The organism is Streptomyces sp. RPT161, assembly GCF_027533845.1.
GTDB classification, from domain to species: domain Bacteria; phylum Actinomycetota; class Actinomycetes; order Streptomycetales; family Streptomycetaceae; genus Streptantibioticus_A; species Streptantibioticus_A silvisoli_A.
In genome coordinates this window covers 251,334-268,952 of record NZ_JAPZVN010000005.1, presented here as the reverse complement: position 1 = coordinate 268,952, position 17,619 = coordinate 251,334, and the positions used below count along the sequence as shown (strand labels likewise).

The following is a 17,619-nucleotide window of genomic DNA, read 5'->3' as shown; positions in this document are numbered from 1 at the left end:
CTCCAACTGCCGCGGGTCATCCGCAGTATGGCAGAGGGTCTTCCGACGCGACGGAGGAACCACATGGGCGCACAGCGGCACATGCCGGAAGGCTCAACGGCCTGGAGGAAGGCGGCGGTTGCCGCGTTACCCGCGGTCCTCGCGGTCGGCGCGCTCGCCGCCGGAATGGCCCAGGGGGCGCTGGCCGCCTCCTTCGCGGTCTCCGGCACCAGCTTCCAGGTCTCCTCGGGGAAGCTCACCAGTCAGGGACTGGCCAGCTTCGTGCAGACCGACCACTCCACCGACGGAAAGGGCCATCCGGTGGCCCTACTGGGCCTCGGTGACGCCACGTTGAGCGACATCTGCCAGGCGGTCGGCGTCAGGACCCCCGTCGGCACGGTGGTCTTCAAGCTCACCGCGGGCGGCGACGCGGGCGACGTCACCGCCAGCAGACTGATCATCGACGGTACGGACCTGGTGGGCGACGCCCGGTTCGGTACCGCGCAGATCGGCCGGGACGCCTCGTCGCTCGACCAGGTGCCGGGCGTCCATGGCGAACCGGGCAGGTTCGGGCTCCAGGCCGGTGACATCAGCGTCGCCGGGGTTCGGTCCCACGCCTGGTCGGCGACCGGCGGGAACTTCAGGCTCAGGGGGCTGAGGGTGAACGTCAGCCTGGGCGGCCCGAAGTGCTTCTGAACCGCCTGGCGGTGCGGCGGGCGGCGCTGCGGGAGTTGGTGGTCGGCTCGGCGCCGCCGTGGCTGGCGCGACGGCGGGCGGCGTTGCGGGGATGGCGGCGGACCCGGCCCTTCTGGGCCGGTCTGCTGCTGATCCTCGGCGGCGCGGAGATCATGGCCGTCCCGCTGGCGCCGCTGAGTGTGCTGGTGAGCCTGGGGGTCGGCGGTCTGGCGGCGATCGGGATCGGACTGGCGCTGGCGGTCGCCGGACTCTTCCTGTGGTTCACTCCGCAGGCACGGCACTATGTGAGCGTCAACGCGCTGATCCTGTCGGTGCTGTCGTTCGCGGCCACCAACCTGGGCGGGTTCGTGGTGGGGATGGCGCTCGGCATCGGCGGTAGCGCGATGGGGTTCGCATGGACCCCTCGGCCGCGCGGCCCGCTGCCGCCGGGACGTCCGCCCGGCCGTACGCTCGCGGTCGCGCTGCCGTTCGTACTGCTGGCGGGTCTGGTGACCGCGCCGGTGCCAGGTTCCGGGGAGTCATCCCGTGCGGCGTCCGCTACGCCCCGGTTCGCGGGCGTTCCGGCACCGAGCACGCCGCCGACGGTGACCACGACGCGGTTCGCGCCGGAGGGGTTCACCATCGCCGGGGTCAGCGAGGTGCTCACCGCGGCGGGGCCGCGGAAGGTGATGGTGCTGCGGATGCGCGCGGCCTCGTTGACCGACTATCGGCTCACCACCCGCGACAACGGTCCCGAACTGGCGCTCGGCGCCGACCGGTTGGACCTCACCGGCGATGTGACCCTCTACCTGACCCGGTTCAGCGGCTGCCTCGAAGGCGTGGTGTGCCTGACGTTCACCCCGGACCGGCTGCCGGTCCCGCCGATCGTCCCGCCGTTCGTCTACCTGACCCAGGTGGAGGCCGACCAGGCGCTGGTCACCTCCGACATGATCACGGCCGCGGGGCTGACGCTGCACGCCCGGGCACGGCCGACCGGGCCCTAGCCCGGCCAGGCGACCTCTGCCCAAACGGTTTTCCCGGGGTTGGCCGGATCCCGCACCACGCCCCAGTCCAGGCATAGCCGCTCCACGATGAACATCCCGTGCCCCCCGGGGCGGCCCGCCCGGTGCGGGGTGCGCGGCGCGGGGTGGCCGGAGCTGCCGTCGGACACCTCGAGCCGCAGCATCTTGGGGGCGCCGTGCAGCCGTAGCTCCTGGGGGCCGCCGCCGTGCAGACAGGCGTTGGTGACCAGTTCGGAGACGATCAGCAGGATGTCCTCGGCGCTGGCCCGCCGCTCGTCGTTGGCGGCGGGCAGCCAGCCCCAGTCGTACAGCGCCTGACGGGTGAAGTCGCGGGCGAGCGGAACGACGCCGCTGGCGTCGGCGAGCGCGAGGCTGCGCACCTGGTACCCCGGCGTACCCGTCACGGGCATGCCTGATTCGCGGACGTCGCCGTGATTGCGATCACGGTCGTCCGGCGCAAAGGGCCGGGTGGTGCTCATCAGCGCTTCACCTCACCGATGTCCGACAGTTCGAGGAGTCTCCTGCCCGACGGAACCCGGGCAACACCCCCAGATTCTCGCGAGCCGGTGTGGCGCTGGTCGCCCCTCGACACAAAGGGGCGCCCGCCACGGTTCACGTCACTCGTTCAACGCGTCGGCGAGAGTGTCATGGACAGTGAAAACAGCTTCGGCACCGGTGATCTCGAACACCCGCGCCACCACCGGACGCAGCCCGGCGAGGTGCACCCCGCCGCCCACGGCCTCGGCCTTCAGCCGGGCGCCGAGCAACACGTTCAGGCCGGTGGAGTCGCAGAACTCAAGCCGCGAACAGTCCACGACGAGCTTGCTGCACCCCTCGTCGACGCTGTTCTCCATCGGCTCCCGCAGAAGTTCAGCGGTGTGGTGATCCAGCTCACCGGCCGGGGTGAAGATCGCACAGTGTCCACGCCGCTGCACGGCGACACTGAGACGGTCTCGGCCGGCGGTCCCGACCATCCCGCGGTCCATGCGCGTTCCTCCTGGTTGCCTGTGACTGCGCCCTCGAACCTTACGCCGTCCGAGAAGCGGACGGTAGTCGGTGCCGCGCGTACAGAGGGTGATCGTCGCCGCTCGTAACAGCTGCATCAGGACTTCCCCGGAAACTTGCAAGTCGGACCCGAAAACGGGTAGGCCTGGTAAGGAGATGTCCGTACACGGCCGGTTGGAGGCGCCGCACCAGCAGTACGCCAAGCATGGCAGCGGCAGCTTTCGGCCCGGCCTGAGGGAGGAGATCATGGCACCCCAGCTCGACGCACAGACGCTTCAGGAGACGGACTACGGAGCCGCTGCGGAGCCGGAGACCGGAACCTCGGAGACGCCAGACGCGTCGACGCCACTGCCGGACCTGGAGGGACTCGCCGATCTGCCGGCGATCCCGCCGTTCGACGAGGTGGCGCCGCTGGACGCGAGGGCCCTGTCCAAGACGCTCTTCCAACGCCTGGAGACCCTGGAAGAGGGCACGCACGAGTACGCGTACGTCCGCAACACCCTGGTCGAGCTGAATCTCGCCCTGGTGAAGTTCGCGGCCTCCCGCTTCCGCTCGCGCAGCGAGCCGATGGAGGACATCGTCCAGGTCGGCACGATCGGACTGATCAAGGCGATCGACCGGTTCGAGCTGAGCCGGGGTGTGGAGTTCCCCACCTTCGCGATGCCGACGATCATCGGCGAGATCAAGCGTTTCTTCCGTGACACCAGCTGGTCGGTACGGGTGCCGCGACGGCTCCAGGAACTGCGGCTCGACCTCGCCAAGGCCGGAGACGAACTCGCCCAGCGCCTGGACCGCTCCCCCACCGTGGCGGAGCTGGCCGAACGGCTCGGCCTCAGCGAGGAAGAGGTCGTCGAGGGCATGGCGGCGAGCAACGCGTACACCGCCAGCTCGCTGGACGCCCAGCCGGAGGAGGACGACTCCGAGGCCGCGCTGTCCGACCGCATCGGCTACGAGGACCACGGCCTGGAGGGCATCGAGTACGTCGAGTCACTCAAGCCGCTGATCGCGGAACTGCCCGCCCGGGACCGCAAGATCCTCTCGCTGCGCTTCGTCGGCAATCTGACCCAGTCGGAGATCGGCGAGGAACTGGGCATCTCCCAGATGCACGTCTCGCGCCTGCTGACGCGGACGTTGTCCCGCCTCAGGCGGGGCCTGCTGATCGAGGAGTAACGCCCCCAGGCGCCCTTCCGGCGCCGTCGCGGCTCACGGTGGGTTCGGCATGGCCGGACCCACCGTTTCGCTTGCGCGCCGCCGCGGCCCGCGGGGAGGGCCCCGCCTCAGCGGACCCTGGCGCCCCCGCGCCACACCGCCGCCGCCAGCGGAACCCCCGGCCGGTAGGCCAGGTGCACATGGGAGGGGGCTTCGAGAAGCACCAGGTCCGCTCGCGCGCCGACCGCCACCCGGCCGACGTCCGTACGCCGCAGCGCCCGCGCGCCGCCCGCGGTAGCCGCACGGACCGCCTCGTCGGGTGTCATGCCCATCTCCCGTACCGCCAGCGCGATGCAGAACGGCATGGAGCTGGTGAAGGACGAGCCGGGGTTGCAGTCGGTGGACAGGGCGACGGTGGCTCCGGCGTCCAGCAGCCGCCGGGCGTCCGGGTAGCGGGACCGGGTGGAGAACTCGGCACCGGGCAGCAGCGTGGCCACGGTGTCCCCGCTGGCCAGCGCGTCCACGTCGGCGTCGGTGAGGTGCGTGCAGTGGTCGGCGGACGCCGCACCGAGTTCCACGGCGAGTTGGACGCCGGGACCGTGCCCCAGCTGGTTGGCGTGGACACGGGGGGTGAGCCCGCGCGCGGCTCCCGCGGTGAGGATCGCCCGGGCCTGGTCGCCGTCGAACGCGCCGCGCTCACAGAAGACGTCGATCCAGCGGGCGTGCGGCGCGCACGCCTCCAGCATGGGGCCGGTCACCAACTCCACGTATCCGGCCGGATCTTCGGCGTACTCGGGGGCGACGATGTGCGCCCCCAGGAACGTCACCTCGTCGGTGTGGCGGGCCGCGACGCGTAGGGCGCGGGCCTCGTCCTCGACGGTGAGCCCGTAGCCGGACTTGGTCTCGACGGTGGTCGTGCCCTGGCGCAGCGCCTCGCCCACGAAACGGGCCACGGTGGCGTCGAGTTCGGCGTCGGAGGCGGCGCGGGTGGCCGCGACGGTGGTGCGGATGCCGCCCGCGGAGTACGGGCGGCCCTCCATGCGGGCGTTGAACTCGGCGGTGCGGTCGCCCGCGAACACCAGATGGGAGTGGGAGTCCACGAAGCCCGGGAGCACCGCCCGGCCCTCGGCGTCGAGGTGGCTGTCAGTGGCGGGTGCTTTGCTGTCGGTGCCGACCCAGGCGATGCGGTCGCCGTCGATGACGACGGCCGCGCTTTCGATGATGCCCAGCGGGCCGTGGCCGAGGGAGGGGTCGTTGGTGACGAGGCTGCTGATGTTGGTGATCGCGGTCGCCATCGGTGTGGTGGTGTCCTTCGGCTGCGGGGTCATGGGGTGCGTACGGCGGCGATGGCGTCGGCCAGCGCCCCGGCGACGTCCTGGACCAGCTGGTGGTGTCCGTTGCGGACGATGTGGCGGCCCGCGACCACGGTGTGCCGCACGTCCGCGTTGGAGGCGGCGAATACGGCCATCTCGGCGCCCAGTCGCGCCGGGGTGCCCGCGGTACGGACCGAGTCCAGCGCGATCGTGGTGAGGTCGGCGAGGTAACCGGGCTCGATGCGGCCCGCGTCGGACCAGCCGAGGCAGGCGTGCCCGTCCTCGGTGGCGGCGCGCAGCAGTTCGGCCGCCGTCCAGTGGCCGCGCGCGCCAGTGCGCAGCCGCTCGTCCAGTTCCATCGCGCGGGCCTCTTCCAGCAGGTCGATGACCGCGTGGCTGTCGCTGCCCAGGCTCAACGGGCTTCCGGCGCGCTGGAGTTGGACGGCCGGGCCGATGCCGTCCGCCAGGTCCCGCTCGGTGGTGGGGCACATGCAGACTGTCGCCGAGGCGCCGCCGATCAGCCGGATGTCCTCGTCCGTCAGGTGCGTCGCGTGGACGGCGGTGGTACGCGGCCCCAACGCGCCGTGATCGGCGAGCAGTTGGGTGGGGGTGCGGCCGTGTGTCCGCAGGCACGCCTCGTTCTCCGCGGGCTGCTCGGACAGGTGCACGTGCAGCGGTGCGTGCCGCTCGTCGGCCCAGCGCACCACGGTGGCGAGCTGCTCGGCGGGCACCGCCCGCACCGAGTGGATGGCCGCGCCGACCCTGGCGTGGTCGCCGTCCGTCTTGATCGCGGCGGCGCGGGCCGCCCAGGCGTCCGCGTCGCCGTCGCTGAAACGCAGCTGGCGCGGTTCGGGGGCGGCGCCGAAACCGGAGGAGAGGTAGCAGGTGTCGAGCAGGGTGATGCGGATACCGGCGTCCGCCGCGGCGGCGATCAGCGCGTCGCCCATCGCGTTGGGCTCGCCGTAGGGGGTGCCGCCGGGCTGGTGGTGGACGTAGTGGAACTCGCCGACACAGGTGATCCCGGCCAGCGCCATCTCGGCGTAGACGGCGCGGGCGAGGTCGAAGTACCGCTCGGGGGTGAGGTTCTGGGCGACGGCGTACATCACCTCACGCCAGGTCCAGAAGGAGTCCGGCGCCCGCTCGCCGTCCCCGGCCGTTCCCTGGCCCGGCGGCCGGAGCACGGCGGCGTACTGGGCCTGGACGGTGCCGCGCAGGGCGCGGTGGAAGGCGTGCGAGTGGGCGTTGGCCAGACCGGGCAGGGTGAGCCCGGGCAGCCGTACGGCGCCCGCGGGCGGGGTCTCGACCGAGGTCCGCACGGTGGCGATCCGGCCGTCGGGGGCGGATTCGATCACCACCTCGTCCTCGACACGCCCGTCGATCCAGGCGTACTCCGCCCAGTAGGTCTGCGGCGTCAGCGACACGCCAGGCCCTCCAGTACATCGGCGAGCGCGAGCACTCCGGCGAGGCAGTCGTCCTCGGCGGCGTGCTCGGCCGGGGAGTGCGAAACCCCGGTGGGGTTCCGTACGAACAGCATGGCGGTGGGAACGGAAGCGGACAAAATACCCGCGTCGTGTCCCGCGCCGGTGGGCAGCACCGGGACCGTGCGGCCGTCGGCCGACAGCAGCCCGGCGACCTGGTCGCGCAGCGCGTGCTCGAACTCCACCACCGGGGTGAAGGACTCCCGGGTGACCCGGACCTCGACACCGTCCCGGTCACCGCGTTCGGCGGCCGCGCGCTCGATCTCCTCGACCACGGCGGCCAGCGTGCGCTCGTCGGCGGCGCGGGAGTCCAGCCAGCCACGGACCAGGGAGGGGATGGCGTTGACGCCGTTGGGTTCCACCGCGACCTTGCCGAAGGTGGCCAGGGCACCGGCCAGCCGTGCCTTCTTGCGGGCGGCCAGCACGGTGTTGGCGTATGTCAGCATCGGGTCGCGGCGGTCTTCCAGCCGGGTGGTGCCTGCGTGGTTGGCCTCGCCGCGGAAGTCGAACCGCCAGCGGCCGTGCGGCCAGATCGCGGACGCCACGCCGACCGGATCACCGCTCAGGTCGAGCGCCCGGCCCTGCTCGACGTGGAGTTCCACGAACGCGCCGATCCGGGCGAGCCGTTCGGGGTCCGGACCGATGGCCTCGGGGTCGTACCCGGCGCGCTCCATGGCCTGCGGCAGGCTGATGCCGTCCGCGTCCCGCAGCTCGGCGGCCTGGCCGGCGGTGAGCTGGCCCGCGGTCAGCCGGGAGCCGACGCAGGCGAGGCCGAACCGGGCGCCCTCCTCGTCGCCGAAGTTGACGATCGCCAGCGGGCGGGTGGGGCTGGCGCCCCGGGCCCGCAGTTCGTCGAGGGCGGCGAAGGACGACACCACGCCGAGCGGGCCGTCGAACGCGCCGCCGTCGGGCACTGAGTCCAGGTGCGAGCCGGTGACGACGGCGTCCCCGGCGGCCGGGTCGCCGAGCCAGGCCCACTGGTTGCCGTTGCGGTCCACCTCGTACGCCAGCCCGCGCGTCTCGGCCTGCGCACGGAACCATGCCCGGCAGTCGGCGTCGGCCCCCGTCCACGCGAACCGGCGGTATCCGCCCGATCCGGCGTCAAGCCCGATCGGCCGCAGGTCCCGCCACATCTCGTGGAACCCGGCAGGCGGCGGACAGTCGCTCCGCGGCGCGGAACGGGCGGGCGCGGCCGGCCCACCACCCGCACCGGGCACCGAAGTACCCGCCCCAGCGGGGCGGCCGCCGGCGCTGGAGGTCACTCGCCCTCCCGCATGGGAACGCGCACGCCGCGCTCGGCCGCGACCTCGTCCGCGATGTCGTACCCGGCGTCCACATGCCGGATCACGCCCATCCCGGGGTCGTTGGTCAGCACCCGGCGGATCTTCTCCCCCGCGAGCGCCGTGCCGTCGGCTACGGTCACCTGGCCCGCGTGGATCGAGCGGCCCATGCCGACGCCGCCGCCATGGTGGATGGAGACCCAGGAGGCGCCGGAGGCCACGTTGACCATGGCGTTGAGCAGCGGCCAGTCGGCGATCGCGTCGGAGCCGTCGAGCATCGCCTCGGTCTCCCGGTACGGGGAGGCCACCGAGCCGCAGTCGAGGTGGTCGCGGCCGATGACGATGGGCGCGGTCAGCTCGCCGCTGGCCACCATGTCGTTGAAGCGCTCACCGGCCTTGTCCCGCTCGCCGTAGCCGAGCCAGCAGATGCGGGCGGGCAGGCCCTGGAAGTGGACGCGTTCGCCCGCCATCCGGATCCAGCGGGCGAGGGAGTCGTTCTCCGGGAACAGGTCGAGGATCGCCCGGTCGGTGGCCGCGATGTCCTTGGGGTCGCCGGACAGCGCCGCCCACCGGAAGGGACCCTTGCCCTCGCAGAACAGCGGCCGAATGTACGCGGGCACGAAGCCCGGGAAGGCGAACGCCCGCTCGTACCCGGCGAGTTGGGCCTCGCCGCGGATGGAGTTGCCGTAGTCGAAGACCTCGGCGCCCGCGTCCATGAAGCCGACCATCGCCTCGACGTGCCTGGCCATGGACTCCCGCGCGCGCTGGGTGAAGTCGGCGGGCTTCTCCCGCGCGAGCTCCGCCATGTCCTCGAAGGCGACGCCCAGCGGCAGGTAGCTCAGCGGGTCGTGGGCGCTGGTCTGGTCGGTGACGATGTCGATGGGCGCGCCCATCTGCAGCATCCGCGGCAGCAGTTCGGCCGCGTTGCCGAGCAGGCCGATCGACAGCGGCCTGCGCTGGTCACGGGCCTGTGTCGCCAACTCCAGCGCGTGGTCGAGGGAGTCGGCCCGCACGTCCAGGTAGCGGTGCTCGATGCGCCGCTCGATGGCGCGCGGGTCGCAGTCGACGCAGATGGCCACGCCGCCGTTCATGGTGACGGCGAGCGGCTGGGCGCCGCCCATGCCGCCGAGCCCGGCGGTCAGGGTGATGGTTCCGGCCAGTGAACCGCCGAACCGTTTGGCCGCCACCGCCGCGAAGGTCTCGTAGGTGCCCTGGAGGATGCCCTGGGTGCCGATGTAGATCCACGATCCGGCGGTCATCTGCCCGTACATCGTCAGGCCGAGGGCCTCCAGGCGGCGGAACTCCTCCCAGTTCGCCCAGTCGCCGACCAGGTTGGAGTTGGCGATCAGCACCCGGGGCGCCCATTCGTGGGTGGTCATCACGCCCACCGGACGGCCGGACTGGACGAGCATCGTCTCGTCCTGCTTGAGCCCCTTGAGGGTGCGCACCATGGCGTCGAACGAGCGCCAGTCGCGGGCCGCCTTGCCGGTGCCGCCGTAGACGACCAGCTTGTCGGGGTGCTCCGCGACCTCGGGGTCGAGGTTGTTCTGGAGCATCCGCAGCGCGGCCTCCTGCTGCCAGCCGAGGGCACTGAGCTGGGTGCCACGCGGGGCCCGGACCGGGCGGGGGCCGGGTTCACCTACGGCCGTAGCGGACATGCGGGTCGCCTCCTCACACATCGTCGCCCGACCGGGTCTGGATCGGGTCATTCACATACTTGCCGCGTGAATAGTTCCAGTCAACAGGTGTCATGGCGGGTGTTCGCCGGTTACTGGCGAGTCGGCGCCGCCGGTGGTGGAGTGGGTCCATGGCAACTGCGGACCAGAACGCCGCCACCCCGCCGGATCCGGCCACCCGGCGGGCGCACGCCCTGCGCGCCGCCGTCGAGCAGGGAGTCCTGGGCGCGGACCTGCCGGTCGTGGGGCTGCTGGACGCCGAGGGCATCCGGGAGTCGGCCCGCGAGCTGCGGGCGGCGTTCGCCACGCCCGGGGTGACCGTCAGCCATGCCTTCGCGGTCAAGGCCGCGTCCCTGGTCCCGGTGCTGCGGCTGCTGTACGCCGAGGGCGTCGGCTGCGAGGTGGCCAGCCCCGGCGAGCTGGCGCTGGCCCGGGCGGCCGGGGTGCCAGCGCACCACATCGTGCTGGACTCCCCGGCCAAGACCGCCGCCGAACTGCGCGAGGCGCTGGCGCTGGGGGTTGCCGTCAACGCCGACAACCCGCAGGAGCTGGACCGCCTCGACGCGCTGCTCGCCGGATCCGAGACCGCGTCCCCCATCGGCCTGCGGGTCAACCCGCAGATCGGCGGTGGCCGCATCGCGGCCACCAGCACCGCCACCGACCGGTCCAAGTTCGGCCTGCCGCTGCGCGATCCAGGCGTCATGGAGTGGCTGGTGGACACCTGTGTACGGCGCCCCTGGCTGACCCGGCTGCACGCGCACACCGGCTCGCAGGGCTGCCCGCTGGAGCTGATGGCCGAGGGCGTGCGGGTCACCTACGAACTCGCCGAGCGGATCAACGCGACCGCCGGACGGCGGCAGATCGACACGCTGGACATCGGCGGCGGACTGCCGGTGAACTTCGCCTCCGACGCCACGCGGCCGACGCACCACGAGTACGCCCGGCTGCTGAGGGCCACCGTGCCCGGCCTGTTCGACGGCCGCTACGGCATCGTCACCGAGTTCGGCCGCTCGCTGCTGGCCAAGCACGGCACGATCCTGGCCCGCGTGGAGTACGCGAAGACCGCGGGCGGCCGTCGGATCGCGGTCACCCACGCGGGCGCCCAGCTCGCCACCCGTACCGTCTACGCGCCCGGCGCCTGGCCGATCCGGGTCACCGCGCTGGACGCCAAGGGCCGCCCCAAGGAGGGTGCGCCGGTCAGCCAGGACGTGGCCGGGCCGTGCTGCTTCGCGGGCGACATCGTGGCCGAGGCGCGCGAGCTGCCGCCGCTGGAGGAGGGCGATCTGGTCGCGCTGCTGGACACCGGCGCGTACTACTTCTCCACCCACTACCAGTACAACTCGCTGCCCCGGCCCGGAATCTACGGGTACGCGTGCGACGGCGACGCGGTGCGGTTCGCCACCGTACGGGCGCCGCAGACGCTCGACGAGATCGTCGCCGAGAGCGGCGGCGCCCAGCCGGAGGCGCTCAGCGCGCTGGGCTGACCACCCGTCGGGCCCCGCCTGGCCGGGCGTCTCCGGCGGCCGGGCCGGTGGTCAGGTACGCCCGTACGTCGCCGCCCGCCGGGCCGCGGCGCAGCGCCTCTTCCGGGCACGTCCACAGCAGTGCCTCGTGGGACCGCTCCCAGCGGCCCAGCCAGACCGCCTTCGCCCACAGCCCGGCGCCCACCCCGGCCAGCAGCATGCCGCCCGCCGCGGAGGCCGCCGCCGAGCTGCCGACCGCCAGCACGAACGCGAGCAGCAGCCACCAGCGGCGCGGTCGCAGCCACAGCCGCGCGGTGACCCGACGATCCTGCAGGAACGCCGACTTGGCGGCGTGTGTCGCCGCCTGCGCCAGCGCGGCGTACCGTCGGCGGCGGGCGAGGAACGCGGCGACGGCGGCGAGGAGGAACAGCGCGGCGCCGCCCAGCGCCCCGATCCGGCGCCCGGTGAGGCCCGGCACGAAGGCCCCGGCGAGCGCCGCCAGCGCCCCGAGCCACCAACACCACCGCCCGGCCGTCCGTACCATCACCGCGACCCGAGCCAGCGCATACGCCCCGCGCCCCACGACCGTCCTCCTCCGATCCGGAATCGATACTTTCCGGTCGGAGGTTACTCAGCGAACCTCAAAACAGCGTGAGGACCGAACCGGACATCAGTCGACGAACAGCCCGCGCGCCGCGGCACGCGCGTCGAACTCCTCAAGCCGGGCCTGTGCGTCCGGCAGGTCGTCGCACATCGCCTCCAGCAGCACCCGGCCCAGCATCATCGGCGCGCACGGCGTGTCGAACACCAGCCCGGTGCCGACCGCGGCGGGCAGCAGCAGATCGGTGTCCCTGGCGACCGGTGCGAACGAGCTGTCGGCGACGGTGACGACGGTCAACCCGGCCTGCTTGGCGTACTCCAGGGCGTCCACCACCTCGCGCGGGTGGCGTGGCAGCGCGAAGCACAGCAGCGCGCTCGCGCCCGCCCGCCTGGCCGCGTCGATGCGGTCGGCCAGCGCGCTGCCGCCCTCGTCCAGCACCCTCACGTCCGGGTGCACCTTGGCCGCGAAGTACCCGAAGCCGCGCGCCTGCGCCCCGGCGGCGCGCAGCCCCAGGACGAGCAGCGGCCGGGAGGCGGCCAGCAACCGCCCGGCCCGTGCCACCGGCTCGGGGTCGGCCAGCAGCGCGCGGAGCTGCCGCAGGTTCTCGATCTCGTCTTCCACGGCCTGTTGGTACTCGTTGCGGCTGTCGCTGCGCTCGGCCTGCGGCACGGGGGCGACCTCACGCAGGTGCCGTCGCAACGCCGGGTAGCCGTCGAAGCCCAGCGCCACCGCGAACCGGGTCACCGACGGCTGGCTCACCCCGGCCAGCTCGGCCACCTCCACGGAGGACAGGAACGGCGCGTCGGCGGCCCGGCGCACCAGGCAGTGCGCGATCCGCCGCTGGGTGGGCGTCAGCCGGTGCCCGTCGAACAGCCGCATCAGCCGCGCCGCTCCCCCGTCCTGCGTCGCCATCGCGCCTCCTGGCCTGCTTCCGTCGCCGCCCGACCGTACATCCGTAGCGGCAGACTAGCGCCTGCGTATTGACTCTTCATTCAGCGTGCCATGACCCTGCATGAACCCATGCAGGACGATGAGCGAGGAGCCGCCACCGTGGCCGGACTTGTCGAGCGCAGATCCATCGACGTCATCCCCGACTCCGAACGGCACGGCCGCGCGGCCGGCCAGTTCACCCTCTGGCTGGGCGCCAACCTCCAGATCACCGCGGTGGTCACCGGTGCGCTCGCGGTGGTCTTCGGGGCCGGCGCTCTGTGGGCGGTGCTCGGGCTGCTGGTCGGCAATGTGCTCGGCGGCGCGGTGATGGCCCTGCACGCCGCTCAGGGCCCACGGCTCGGGCTGCCCCAAATGATCTCCTCGCGGGCCCAGTTCGGGGTGCGCGGGGCGGTGGTGCCGCTGCTGCTGGTCGTGGTGATGTACACGGGGTTCTTCGCCAGCGGGACGGTGCTGGCGGGCCAGGCCGTCGGCAGGCTCACCCGCCTCGGCGACACGGCGGGCATCGTGGTCTTCGCCGCGGTCACCGCGGTGACCGCGGTGTGCGGCTACCGGATGGTGCACGCGCTCGGCCGGATAGCCAGCGCCGTCGGCGCGTTGGCCTTCGCCTACCTGGGCGTACGGCTTCTGGAGCGGACCGACGTCGGCGCGCTGCTGGCCCACCACACCTTCTCCGCCCCGCTGTTCCTGCTGTCCGTCTCCCTTTCCGCGTCCTGGCAGTTGGCGTTCGGCCCGTACGTGGCCGACTACTCGCGCTATCTGCCGCGACAGACCTCCGCCCGTGCCGTCTTCTGGTGGACGCTCGGCGGTACGGGGCTCGGCGCGCAGTGGTCGATGACCTTCGGCGCGCTCGCCGCGGCCGGCGCGGGCGGCGCCTTCTCCGGCCACGAGGTCGGCTATGTGGTCGGCCTCGGCGGCGGCGGGACGGTGCTGGCCGGCGCGCTGTACTTCGTGATCGCACTGGGCAAGCTCACCGTCAACGTGCTGAACACGTACGGCGGTTTCATGTCGCTGGCCACCGGCGTCAGCGGCTTCCGGGGCGACCGCACGGTCTCGCCGCGCGCCCGGACCGGGTACGTCGCGCTCGTCATGGTCGCGGGCACGGTGATCGCGCTGCTGGGCAAGGACAGCTTCCTGTCGTCCTTCGCGGACTTCCTGATCTTCCTGCTGACGTTCTTCACACCCTGGTCGGCGATCAACCTGGTCGACTTCTACTGGGTGTCGCGGGAGCGCTACGACCTGCCGGCGCTCTGCGATCCGCACGGCCGGTACGGCGGCTGGCGGTGGCGCACACTGCTGGTCTACGCGGTGGGCGTGGCGGCCCAACTCCCGTTCCTCAGCTCGTCGTTCTACACCGGCCCGCTGGTGGCCCCACTGGGCGGTGCCGACGTCTCGTGGATCGTGGGACTGGTGCTACCGGCGCTGCTGTACGGAGTGTGGACGCCGGCGGCACGGGCGGCGGGGTCGGATCTGCCGCGGGTGTCCGACCCCGCCGTGTGAGCCCGGTCAGCCCTCGGTGGGCGCGCCGCCCTCGGGCGCGGCCTCCTCTTCCTCGGCCTCCTCCTCTTCCGGGAGCTCCTCGGCCTGGGCCGCGACGATCTGCAGCAGGGCGGTGTCCCCGTCGACGGCCAGGGACGTGCCCTTGGGCAGCGGGACGTCCTTGGCGTAGATCGCGTGTCCGGCGTCCAGACCCTCGATGGAGACGGTGACCGCCTCCGGGATCCGGGTGGCCTCCGCCTCGACCGGCAGGCTGTCCAGGAGGTGCTCAAGCAGGTTGCCGCCCGGGGCCAGATCGCCCTCGGTATGGATCGGCACCTCGACGGTGACCTTCTCGCCGCGCTTGACCTCCAGCAGGTCCACGTGGACCAGGAAGCGCCGGACGGCCTCCCGCTGCACGGCCTTGGGGATGACCAGCTGGCCCTTGCCCTCGATGTCCAGGTTGATCAGCACGTTCGGGGTCTTCAACGCCATCATCAGCGCGTGACTGTCGATCAGCACGTGCTTCGGCTCGGCGCCGTGCCCGTAGACGACCGCCGGGACCTTGTTCTCCCGGCGGGCACGGCGGGCCGGGCCCTTGCCGAACTCCTTGCGCAGCTCGGCGCTCAGCCGCACCTCAGCCATGACTGCACTCCTCGCGTTCCGACGATCCGGTGGCGAGGGTATCCACCCGAACTCCCCTATACCTCACCAAACCATCGGGTGTCGCCTGAACCACCCGCTTACGTCAGCGGCACGGCGAGACCGTGCATGACGGATGCTGTTCGGCGGTGGCCAGCGGGGCGTGTGCGGCGTAAGAGTGACAATCGCGGATTCATGGCCTGTTGCCTGGTACGCCTGCTCTATGCGTATTCCTGGGGTTCTCAGTCTTGCCGCGGTTGCCGTGCTGGTGGCGTCGGTCGGGGTGGCCCGGGCCGACGACGGCAGCGGGATCAGCCTTGATCGGGTCGGGGGCGTCTCGCGGGGCGGGATGGTCTCGCTGTCCGGGACGTACCGGTGCGTCGAGGACGGGACCGTGCTGGTCGGCGCCAGCGTGGCACAGGGCGGGCGGCAGTACGGGATCGACGGGGCGGTGGCCGAGTGCGACGGGAATCCGCACCGGTGGCGGAGTGTGGGGCGGGCCGCCGTCCGGCCGGGGCGGGCGCGGGTGCGCGTCACGTTGGTCAAGCTCAGCCCGGCGGGACTGGTGCCGCTGCCGCGGTTCCTCGCCGTCGCGGACGACGACGTGCGGCTTACGCGGCAAGGGAGTTGACGCGAAGGGGCCGGGTGCGCGCGGTGCGCACCCGGCCCCTCGCCGTCGTACCGGTCAGACCAGTTCGCGGGCCTTCTCGCGGCCCGGGGCGGGCGGCTTGACCGCCGCCCGGTCGCCGTGGCCCGGCCACCAGGCCGCGTGGCCGATCAGCGCGGTGAGGCTCGGCGTGAAGAACATCGCCATGACGAAGGCGGCGACGACGATGCCGAAGGAGACCGCGAAGCCCATCTCGGACAGCATCGAGTTGCCCGCGAGCATCATCGTGGCGAAGGTCGCCGCCAGGATGAAGCCCGCCGCGGCCACGGTCGGGCCCGCGTGCCGCAGGGCCTCGCCCGCCGCCTCACGCGGCTCGCGGCCCTCGCGGGCCTCCTCGCGCAGTCGGGCGATCATCAGGATGTTGTAGTCGGTGCCGATGGCGACCACGAAGAGGTACATGATCACCGGCAGCATGAACATCAGGCCGGAGTGCCCCTGGCCCTTCTGGAAGATCAGCACCGTGGCGCCGAGGGTGGCGCCGAAGCCGAGGCCGACCGAGGCCATGAGGTACCAGGGGGCGACCACGCTGCGCAGCAGCAGACCCAGGATCACCATGATCAGCACCGCGGCGACCGGGAAGACCGTCTTGTAGTCGTGGTTGACGGCGGTGTTGATGTCCTTGTAGATCGACGACATGCCGCCGACCAGCGCCTTCGTGCCGGACGGCGCGTCCGCGTGCGCGGTGTCGCGGATGGTTCCGACGGTGCTGATCGCCCTGTCGCTGGCGGCGTCGTACTTGAGGGTGACGGTGACGTTGGCCGTCATGCCGTCCTTGCTGAGCGCGGCCAGCCGGGAGTCGGCCACACCGTCGACACCCTGGAGCTTCTTGGCGAAGCCGGGCAGCGCCGCCTTGTCCAGCGGCTTGCCGTCGGTGCTGGTCAGGAAGACGCTGGTGGGCTCGGCGGCACCGGCCGAGTAGGCGTTCTGCATCTCGGTCTGGACGACCATCGACTCCTTGGTCTTGGGCATCGAGCCCGCGGCCAGGTCGAAGGTGGCCTTGAAGCCGAACGTACCCAGCGCCAGCGCGACCATCAGCACCCCGGACACCGCGGCGACCAGGGCGGGACGTCGGCGCACCATGCCGCCGAGCGCCGCGAACCGGGCGTTCTCCGGCTCCTTCTGCCACGACTTCGACGGCCAGAAGACCTTCGGGCCGATCAGCGAGACCACCGCCGGGATCAGCGTGAGGCCCGCGACCAGCGTGGCACCGACCGCGATGGCCAGCGCCGGACCCATCTGCTTCAGGAAGCCGAGGGTGGACAGCACGAGGGCGAGGAACGCGATGATCACGGCGCCGGCCGCCGAGGCGATGGCCTCGCCGACCCGGCCGACCGCGTTGATCATCGCCTCCTTGGGTTCGTCACCCGCCCGCAGCCGTTCCCGGTAGCGGAACATCAGGAACAGGAAGTAGTCCGTACCGACACCGAACAGCACCACGATCAGGATCGACGAGATCGAGCTGTTGGCCTGGAGGTTGAACAGCTTGGTGGCGTAGGCGATCAGCCCGTTGGCGACGGAGGAGACCAGGCCGATCAGCACCAGCGGCAGCACCGCCAGGATCGGCGCCCGGAAGATGATCAGCAGGGTGACGAGAATGATCACGAAGGTGCCGATCCCGACCAGCGCCTGACCCCGCTGGGAGGAGTCCTGCTGGTCCAGGGCCTGCGCGGCGGAACCGCCGACCTTCACGTCCAGATGGGTACCCGAGGCCAGTTCCTTGGCGTCCGCGCGCAGCGTCTTCGCCGCGTCGGCCTGCTTGGGCTGGCCGGCGTTCTTGCTGTCCATCTGGACCAGCGCCAGGTCGTACTTGCCGTCCTTCGACGGAGGCCCGGGGATGACCTTCTGTACCTGGTCGATGCCCTTGGCGGCCAGCTGGCCGGTGACCCGCTGGGCGTCCTTGAGGTCGGCGGGGGCCAGTTTCTGGCCGTCGGTACGGCTGTAGAGCACGATCGCGGAGGGAGTGAAGGCGCTGGGGAACGCCTTCGACTGGAGGTCCGCGGCCTGGATGGACTCGTAGCTCTTGGGGAGGAAGCTACTTTCGTCGCTGTTGGAGGGAAGACTCGGTGCGGTGGCGACGATCGCGACGGCGGCTATGACCCACGCCACGATCGTCCATATCGGATGGCGGACGACTGCTCGTCCTATGCGGTGGAACATGCGGTGCTGTCTCCCATGGCAGGAAAAATCACCGCCACCCTTTGGAGCGGGACCCGGGTAGGGGCGACCCGGCCGTCACGCACTGACC

Annotated in this window: 16 protein-coding genes; 6 read left to right on the top strand and 10 right to left on the bottom strand. The window is 72.1% G+C overall.

The genetic code is table 11. The features are described 5' to 3' along the window. The first annotated feature begins 63 nt into the window (after positions 1–63). Together O5O46_RS14375 and O5O46_RS14370 are read left to right on the top strand one after the other, a co-directional pair. Positions 64–675, top strand: coding sequence for a DUF6230 family protein (locus O5O46_RS14375; protein WP_269855777.1), 612 nt, complete (start codon positions 64–66; stop codon positions 673–675). Continuing rightward, positions 672–1,658: a DUF6114 domain-containing protein gene (locus O5O46_RS14370; protein WP_443072536.1), complete on the top strand. Its 987-nt coding sequence runs from the start codon at positions 672–674 to the stop codon at positions 1,656–1,658. The genes O5O46_RS14375 and O5O46_RS14370 overlap by 4 nt, the downstream gene beginning before the upstream one ends. Here O5O46_RS14370 and O5O46_RS14365 read toward each other — a convergent pair. Together O5O46_RS14365 and O5O46_RS14360 are read right to left on the bottom strand one after the other, a co-directional pair. Then, entirely contained in the window at positions 1,655–2,155 is a 501-nt protein-coding gene (locus O5O46_RS14365; protein WP_269855776.1) for an ATP-binding protein, read from the bottom strand. The two genes, O5O46_RS14370 and O5O46_RS14365, sit on opposite strands and share 4 nt — an antisense overlap. A gap of 138 nt (positions 2,156–2,293) precedes the next feature. Continuing rightward, a complete protein-coding gene (locus O5O46_RS14360) occupies positions 2,294–2,662 on the bottom strand; it encodes an STAS domain-containing protein (protein WP_269855775.1) in 369 nt (122 codons plus the stop codon). Between the two features lie 265 nt (positions 2,663–2,927). Between O5O46_RS14360 and O5O46_RS14355 the strand changes: the two genes are divergently transcribed. Beyond that, positions 2,928–3,851 (top strand): RNA polymerase sigma factor SigF, encoded by a 924-nt coding sequence (locus tag O5O46_RS14355; RefSeq protein WP_269855846.1) that lies wholly within the window; start codon positions 2,928–2,930, stop codon positions 3,849–3,851. 107 nt (positions 3,852–3,958) lie between these two features. Here O5O46_RS14355 and hutI read toward each other — a convergent pair whose 3' ends face one another. The 4 genes from hutI to hutU all read right to left on the bottom strand — a co-directional run bounded on the left by hutI (position 3,959) and on the right by hutU (position 9,559). Then, a complete protein-coding gene (gene hutI / locus O5O46_RS14350) occupies positions 3,959–5,158 on the bottom strand; it encodes an imidazolonepropionase (protein WP_443072529.1) in 1,200 nt (399 codons plus the stop codon). Beyond that, positions 5,155–6,564, bottom strand: a complete 1,410-nt coding sequence (locus O5O46_RS14345; RefSeq protein ID WP_443072527.1) for a formimidoylglutamate deiminase — start codon at positions 6,562–6,564, stop codon at positions 5,155–5,157. Before O5O46_RS14345 ends, hutI begins: the two co-directional genes overlap by 4 nt. Beyond that, positions 6,555–7,754 (bottom strand): allantoate amidohydrolase, encoded by a 1,200-nt coding sequence (locus O5O46_RS14340; protein ID WP_269855774.1) that lies wholly within the window; start codon positions 7,752–7,754, stop codon positions 6,555–6,557. Before O5O46_RS14340 ends, O5O46_RS14345 begins: the two co-directional genes overlap by 10 nt. A gap of 125 nt (positions 7,755–7,879) precedes the next feature. Beyond that, positions 7,880–9,559, bottom strand: a complete 1,680-nt coding sequence (hutU, locus tag O5O46_RS14335) for a urocanate hydratase (protein ID WP_269855773.1) — start codon at positions 9,557–9,559, stop codon at positions 7,880–7,882. Positions 9,560–9,708: 149 nt separating this feature from the next. Between hutU and O5O46_RS14330 the strand changes: the two genes are divergently transcribed. Beyond that, positions 9,709–11,061 (top strand): diaminopimelate decarboxylase, encoded by a 1,353-nt coding sequence (locus O5O46_RS14330; RefSeq protein WP_269855772.1) that lies wholly within the window; start codon positions 9,709–9,711, stop codon positions 11,059–11,061. Here the strand turns inward: O5O46_RS14330 and O5O46_RS14325 are convergent. Further along, complete coding sequence (locus O5O46_RS14325; protein ID WP_269855771.1) at positions 11,045–11,623, bottom strand: hypothetical protein; 579 nt, start codon at positions 11,621–11,623, stop codon at positions 11,045–11,047. The genes O5O46_RS14330 and O5O46_RS14325 overlap by 17 nt on opposite strands. 87 nt (positions 11,624–11,710) lie before the next feature. Further along, positions 11,711–12,553, bottom strand: coding sequence for a MurR/RpiR family transcriptional regulator (locus tag O5O46_RS14320; protein WP_269855770.1), 843 nt, complete (start codon positions 12,551–12,553; stop codon positions 11,711–11,713). Between the two features lie 90 nt (positions 12,554–12,643). Here O5O46_RS14320 and O5O46_RS14315 point away from each other — a divergent pair, with 90 nt between their 5' ends. Then, positions 12,644–14,089 (top strand): purine-cytosine permease family protein, encoded by a 1,446-nt coding sequence (locus O5O46_RS14315; RefSeq protein WP_269855769.1) that lies wholly within the window; start codon positions 12,644–12,646, stop codon positions 14,087–14,089. Positions 14,090–14,095: 6 nt separating this feature from the next. On the opposite strand, the gene O5O46_RS14310 is transcribed toward O5O46_RS14315, so the two are convergent. Then, the gene (locus O5O46_RS14310; RefSeq protein WP_269855768.1) at positions 14,096–14,710 is read right to left on the bottom strand and encodes a 50S ribosomal protein L25/general stress protein Ctc; all 615 of its coding nucleotides are present in this window, start codon (positions 14,708–14,710) and stop codon (positions 14,096–14,098) included. Positions 14,711–14,930: 220 nt separating this feature from the next. On the opposite strand from O5O46_RS14310, the gene O5O46_RS14305 reads away from it, so the two are divergent. Further along, positions 14,931–15,338 (top strand): DUF6299 family protein, encoded by a 408-nt coding sequence (locus O5O46_RS14305; protein ID WP_269855767.1) that lies wholly within the window; start codon positions 14,931–14,933, stop codon positions 15,336–15,338. Between the two features lie 54 nt (positions 15,339–15,392). Here O5O46_RS14305 and O5O46_RS14300 read toward each other — a convergent pair whose 3' ends face one another. Beyond that, entirely contained in the window at positions 15,393–17,531 is a 2,139-nt protein-coding gene (locus O5O46_RS14300; RefSeq protein ID WP_269855766.1) for an MMPL family transporter, read from the bottom strand. Positions 17,532–17,619 lie beyond the last annotated feature (88 nt).